This is a genomic window from Streptomyces inhibens, from assembly GCF_003389455.1.
GTDB classification, from domain to species: Bacteria; Actinomycetota; Actinomycetes; order Streptomycetales; family Streptomycetaceae; genus Streptomyces; species Streptomyces inhibens.
Genome location: NZ_QUAC01000132.1, coordinates 1 through 6,125 on the forward strand (window position 1 = coordinate 1; position 6,125 = coordinate 6,125).

Here is a 6,125-nt window from a genome sequence, read left to right on the forward strand (position 1 = left end):
GCACCGTCCTGGCGGGACCCCGAGGCCCGCCGGCCGGGCGCCGCCGTGGCGGGCACCGCCATCGTCTCCGGCGGGAGGTGCCCCCCGCCCACCGCCTGATCCGTCACCGGTCACGCTCCCGTCCACCTGCGCGTACGAGTCCGCCGCGAGCACGGACGGAACCATTCCGAGCGTAGTTCACGCCCCGTCACGTCCCATGCTGAGCGCGGCGGTTGAGTCACTCGATCGGATCGGCGGATCATCCGACCGATACGGGGTGAGGCGCCGGCGGGCCCGGGGGCTCAGGCCTCGAAGGGGCGGGCCGGCCACGGTGCGTCGGCCGGCCGCAGCGCGTCCAGGCCCGCGCCGCCCTGGGCCGCGGTGAGCGCCAGCACCCCCACGACGAGGCAGTTGTTGTGCAGCTCACCGGCGAGCGCCCCGCGCACCAGCTCGTCCTGCGGCACCCGCGCCAGCTCCATGTCGGCCTCCTCCTCGGAGACCTCGTACCGCTCCCCCTCGGCCTCGGACAGATCACGGGCGAGGAAGATCCGCACGGCCTCGTCGCAGCCGCCCGGCGTGGTGTAGACGTCGGTCAGCACCCGCCAGTCCTCGGCCTTGACGTGCGCCTCCTCGTACAGCTCGCGCTGCGCTGCGTGCAGCGGGTTCTCACCGGGGACGTCGAGCAGTCCGGCGGGGATCTCCCACAGCCGGTGGCGTACGGGGTGGCGGTACTGGCGCAGCACCAGCACCCGGCCCGCGTCGTCGAGGGCGAGGACGGCCACCGAGCCGGGGTGGACCTGGTAGTCGCGCGTGACGGTGGCGCCGTCCGGCATGACGACCTCGTCGGTGCGCACGCTGGTCTTGTTCCCGGTGAACGGCGTCGTGGTCGCGGTGACCGTCCACTCCTCCGGGGTGTCCTTGATCGCCATGGCGCGTCCTCCTGTATGTGCCTGTGCCAACGCAGAAACCGGGGCACGACCTCGATGAGGCCGTACCCCGGCAACCGTATCCGTCGCGGTGTGCGTTACTTCGCGGCGCCCGTCTTGCGCGCGACCGCGGCCTTCACCAGCCCGGCGAAGAGCGGGTGCGGACGGGTCGGGCGGGAGCGCAGCTCCGGGTGCGCCTGGGTGGCGACGAGGTAGGGGTGCGTCTCGCGCGGGTACTCGACGTACTCGACGAGCTTGTTGTCCGGGGAGGTGCCGGAGAACAGCAGCCCGGCCTTCTTCTCCAGCTCACCGCGGTAGGCGTTGTTGACCTCGTAGCGGTGGCGGTGGCGCTCCTCGACGTACGGGGCATCGCCGTAGACCTCGCGGACGATCGAGCCCTCGGCGAGCTTGGCCGGGTACATACCCAGCCGCATCGTGCCGCCCATATCGCCCTCACCTGCGACGATGTCCATCTGCTCGGCCATCGTGGAGATGACCGGGTCGGCCGCCGCCGGGTCGAACTCGGTGGAGTTCGCGCCCTCGATACCGGCCAGGTTGCGGGCCGCCTCGATGACCACGCACTGCAGACCCAGGCACAGGCCCAGCAGCGGGACGCGGTTCTCGCGGGCGTAGGTGATCGCACCGACCTTGCCGTCCACACCACGGTCGCCGAAGCCGCCCGGGATGCAGATCGCGTCACAGTCCGCGAGCTGGGCCGCCGCGCCGGCCGGGGTCTTGCAGTCGTCGGAGGTGACCCACTTGATCTTCACGCGGGCCTTGTTGGCGAAGCCGCCCGCGCGCAGCGCCTCGGTGACCGAGAGGTAGGCGTCCGGGAGGTCGATGTACTTGCCGACCAGCGCGACCTTGACCTCGTGGTCAGGGTTGTGGACGCGGTCCAGCAGGTCCTCCCACTGGGTCCAGTTCACATCGCGGAAGGGCAGGTCCAGCTTCCGTACGACGTAGGCGTCCAGGCCCTCGGTGTGCAGCACCTTGGGGATGTCGTAGATGGACGGGGCGTCGATGGCGGCGACCACGGCGGCCTCGTCGACGTCGCACATCAGCGAGATCTTGCGCTTGATGGCGGTGGGCACCTCGCGGTCGGCGCGCAGCACGATCGCGTCGGGCTGGATACCGATGTTGCGCAGCGCCGCGACCGAGTGCTGGGTCGGCTTGGTCTTCAGCTCACCGGACGGGCCGATGTAGGGAAGCAGCGAGATGTGCACGACGAAGACGTTGTCCCGGCCGACCTCGTGGCGGACCTGGCGGACCGTCTCCAGGAACGGCAGCGACTCGATGTCGCCGACGGTGCCGCCGACCTCGGTGATCACGACGTCGACGTCGTCGGTCGCCATCCGCCGGATGCGGTGCTTGATCTCGTTGGTGATGTGCGGGATGACCTGCACGGTGTCGCCGAGGTACTCACCGCGGCGCTCCTTGGCGATCACGGTGTTGTAGACCTGGCCGGTGGTCACGTTCGCGGAGCCGTCGAGGTCGACGTCGAGGAACCGCTCGTAGTGGCCGATGTCCAGGTCGGTCTCGGCGCCGTCGTTGGTGACGAAGACCTCACCGTGCTGGAACGGGTTCATCGTTCCGGGGTCGACGTTCAGATACGGGTCGAGCTTCTGCATCGTGACCCGCAGGCCCCGCGCCTTCAGGAGGGCACCCAGGCTGGAGGCGGTGAGCCCCTTGCCCAGCGAGGAGGCGACGCCCCCGGTGACGAAGAGGTGCTTGGTCGTCGTGGATTTGGGCGGCATGGCCAAGAGGGGGCTCCCGTGGTCGCGAGGTGGAGAGGTGCGAAGCGGCGCCGTCCCGGGTTTTCAGGGGTGCCGTCGCTGCGGTTCGGGGGTTCTCGTGCCCACCGGTCCACGGGGTACCAGGCTATCAGCGACCTGGCATGGTCGCTCCCGGCCACGCACGGGAACCCTTGGACGACCGTCCGCATGACGCTGTCACGTGACGGAGGCCACCCGATCGGACCACTCCACTCCTTGCGAGGGTCGCGCGGATCACCCGCCTGCGTCGTATCCTGCTCGGACACTCGCAACGAGCCGTCCGGGAAGGCACCACCCCCGCCCGATTTCCGGTCCCGCTGCTCGGCGACGTTTCATGGGCAGGACGGACAGATCACAACGTCCCATGGGGGGCGTGACTCCAGTTCGACGGGAGATGCACGTGGCCGGGCGCATCGAGGACTACGCACTTATCGGCGATATGCAAACCGCCGCTCTAGTGTGCCGGGACGGCACGGTGGACTGGCTGTGCCTGCCCCGCTTCGACTCGCCGGCGGTCTTTGCAGGGCTGCTGGGCACCGAGGAGCACGGATTCTGGCGGATGGGGCCGGTCAACGGTCCCGGGGGCCGGCCCGCGCCGGCCGACCGTCGGCGCTATCGCGGCGATTCACTCGTATTGGAATCCGAGTGGGACACCCCGCGCGGTACCGTCCGGGTGATCGACTTCATGCCGCCGCGCGACGGCGCACCGCAGCTGATCCGCATCGTGGAGGGCGTCAGCGGGCGCGTCCCGATGCGCTCCCAGCTGCGGATGCGGTTCTCCTACGGCTGGGTCGTGCCCTGGGTGCACAAGGTGGACGACCGTACGGTCGCGGTCGCGGGCCCCGACTCGGTCTGGCTGGACACCGAGGTGGAGACGTACGGCAAGGACCTGACGACATTCTCCGACTTCACGGTCTCGCCCGGTGAGCGGATCGCGTTCACGATCAGCTGGCAGCCCTCGCACCACCAGCCGCCGGCCGTGGCGGACCCGGAAGGGTCGCTGGAGGCCACCGAGGAGTTCTGGCGCGAGTGGGTCGAGCAGTGCACGTACCACGGCCCCTACCGCGATGCGGTGGTCCGCTCGCTGATCACGCTGAAGGCGCTGACGTACGCGCCGACCGGCGGGATCGTGGCGGCGCCGACGACCTCGCTGCCCGAATGCATCGGCGGGGTCCGTAACTGGGACTACCGCTTCACCTGGCTGCGGGACGCCGCGATCACCCTGTCGTCGCTGCTGCGCACCGGCTACCGCGAAGAGGCGCGGGCCTGGCGCGAGTGGCTGCTGCGGGCGGTGGCCGGTGATCCGGAGAACCTGCAGATCATGTACGGCATCGCCGGTGAGCGGGAGCTGGGCGAGAACGATCTCACCTGGCTTCCCGGGTACGAGAATTCACGTCCGGTACGGGTCGGCAACGGCGCCGCCGGCCAGCTCCAGCTCGATGTCTACGGCGAGGTCACCGAGGCGCTGCACCTGGCGCACATGACGGGTCTGGCCCGTAACGACTACGCCTCGCTGCTCCAGCTCAAGCTGATCCAGTGGGTGGAGAAGCACTGGGACGAGCCGGACGAGGGCATCTGGGAGGTCCGCGGGCCGCGCCGGCACTTCGTGCACTCCAAGGTCATGACCTGGGTCGCCGTCGACCGTACGGTCAAGGTGATCGAGTCCGGGGATGTCGACGGTCCGCTGGAGCGCTGGAAGGACCTGCGCGAGACGATCCACCGCGACGTCTGTGAGAAGGGTTACGACAAGGAGCGCAACACCTTCACCCAGTCCTACGGCTCGCAGGAGCTGGACGCCTCGCTGCTGCTGATCCCGCAGATGGGCTTCCTCCCGCCGGACGACAAGCGCGTCATCGGCACCATCGAGGCGATCCAGCGGGAGCTGGGCACCGAGGACGGCTTCGTCATGCGCTATCCGACGGCCGGCGAGGGCGTCGGCGTGGACGGCCTGGAGGGCGACGAGGGGGCGTTCCTGGCGTGCTCGTTCTGGCTCGCCGACGACCTCGCGATGATCGGCCGGGTGGACGAGGCCCGCAAGCTCTTCGAGCGGCTGCTCTCGCTCCGCAACGATCTCGGCCTGCTGGCGGAGGAGTGGGACCCCAAGCTGAAGCGGCAGGTGGGCAACTTCCCGCAGGCGTTCAGCCATGTTCCGCTGATCGACACCGCGCTGCGGCTGACGGCCAGCGGGGCGTACGGAGGCTAGCGCCCCCTTCGGGGCGCCCCCCCGGCGTTCTTCGGTGCCGTCCGGTTTCCGGGCGGCACCGTTCTTCGTCTCAGAACGGGGTCAGCGTGAGGGTGATCTCCTTCGGGGCGCCGTCCTCGATGTACGAGGCGAAGCCGGCGACGTCGTCGAAGGCGAAGCCGTAGGCCTTGCCGTCCTGCGTCGCGGCGTGCATGGCCCTGGCGTAGTGGTTGGTCAGCCGCTGCCGGTAGAAGGCGGCCGGGTCGGTGGTGGGCTGGTGCGCCTGCGAGGTGAGGGTGGAGCGGTTGAGGGCGGCGCCCAGGATGGCGGCGACCGGGCCGAGGGTCCCGTCGTTGGGGGCGGCGAGGGTGCCGTCGCAGAAGAGGACATCGCGGGTGGACGGCTTGTCGAAGGAGACCGTTCCGGTGGGGGCACTCCCCCAGCCACCGCTGGGGGCACCCCCACCCTGGCCCTTAAGGCCTTGGGGGACTGTGAAGGTGAGCCTGCCGCCGCTGACCCGGCCGGTGAAGGTGCCGGCGTTGGTGGTGACGGACAGGTCCTTGGCCGCGTAGGCGGACCAGGCCTCGTCGATGGCCGGGGCGAGGTAGTCCTTGGCGAACAGTCCGCTGTCCAGGCCGTGCCCCGGGGCGATGACGCGCTTGTCACCGATGACCAGGGCGCCGAAACCCTCGGCGCCCTCGACGTCGGAGAAGATCTTGGCGCGGGCGCCGTCCTTGAGCGTGCCGGTGGTCTGCTCCTTGGCCCCGGTGAGCTTGATCGCGAGCGGGACGCTGAACATGTCGACCATGGTGGTGTTGCAGTACATGCCGCCGGAGTTGTACGTGAACTCGGCGCAGTCGTGCAGGACGTCGTAGTTGGGGTCACCGGAGACCCAGCCCGCCGGGTAGGCGAGCGCGGCCTTGCCGTTGCCGTCCTCGACGGCCTTGAACTTGAGCTTGTTGCCGAGCGCGGTGTAGATCCGGCCGGACATCCGGGGCAGCTGGAGGGTCGTGGTGCCGCTCGCGGCGAGCGGTATGGCGTAGTCGGTGAAACCGTCCGGGCCGTTGTCGGCCAGCGCGACGGGCCTCAGCTCGCCGTCCGGGGTGACGTGCACCTGCTGGGTGCCGTCGTTGCCGACGATATAGATCCAGACCGAGGAGTTGGCGTACTCGCCGGAGTTGTTGACGAGGTGCAGAGGCATTCCGGCGGCGGACCGGCCGGCCGGGGCGGGCCCGCGGGCCGGGGCGGGGGCGCCGGTCGCACGGC

General features: G+C 70.0%; 4 protein-coding genes. 1 reads left to right on the forward strand and 3 read right to left on the reverse strand.

Annotated features, from left to right (window positions below; genetic code table 11):
- Positions 1-281: 281 nt before the first annotated feature.
- Together DY245_RS17015 and DY245_RS17020 are read right to left on the reverse strand one after the other, a co-directional pair.
- Positions 282-908 (reverse strand): NUDIX domain-containing protein, encoded by a 627-nt coding sequence (locus DY245_RS17015; RefSeq protein ID WP_128508106.1) that lies wholly within the window; start codon positions 906-908, stop codon positions 282-284.
- A 95-nt stretch (positions 909-1,003) separates the two neighbouring features.
- Positions 1,004-2,659, reverse strand: coding sequence for a CTP synthase (locus DY245_RS17020; protein ID WP_128508107.1), 1,656 nt, complete (start codon positions 2,657-2,659; stop codon positions 1,004-1,006).
- 412 nt (positions 2,660-3,071) lie between these two features.
- Between DY245_RS17020 and DY245_RS17025 the strand changes: the two genes are divergently transcribed.
- Positions 3,072-4,880, forward strand: a complete 1,809-nt coding sequence (locus tag DY245_RS17025) for a glycoside hydrolase family 15 protein (protein ID WP_128508109.1) — start codon at positions 3,072-3,074, stop codon at positions 4,878-4,880.
- Between the two features lie 70 nt (positions 4,881-4,950).
- Here the strand turns inward: DY245_RS17025 and DY245_RS17030 are convergent.
- Positions 4,951-6,125 (reverse strand): beta-1,3-glucanase family protein (locus DY245_RS17030; protein WP_244943092.1); only part of this gene is annotated, 1,175 nt, incomplete at its 5' end.

Coding starts and splice junctions, on each gene's coding strand:
- DY245_RS17015 (WP_128508106.1), bottom strand. CDS start 908: ATGGCGATCAAGGACACCCCGGAGGAGTGGACGGTCACCGCGACCACG.
- DY245_RS17020 (WP_128508107.1), bottom strand. CDS start 2,659: ATGCCGCCCAAATCCACGACGACCAAGCACCTCTTCGTCACCGGGGGC.
- DY245_RS17025 (WP_128508109.1), top strand. CDS start 3,072: ATGCACGTGGCCGGGCGCATCGAGGACTACGCACTTATCGGCGATATG.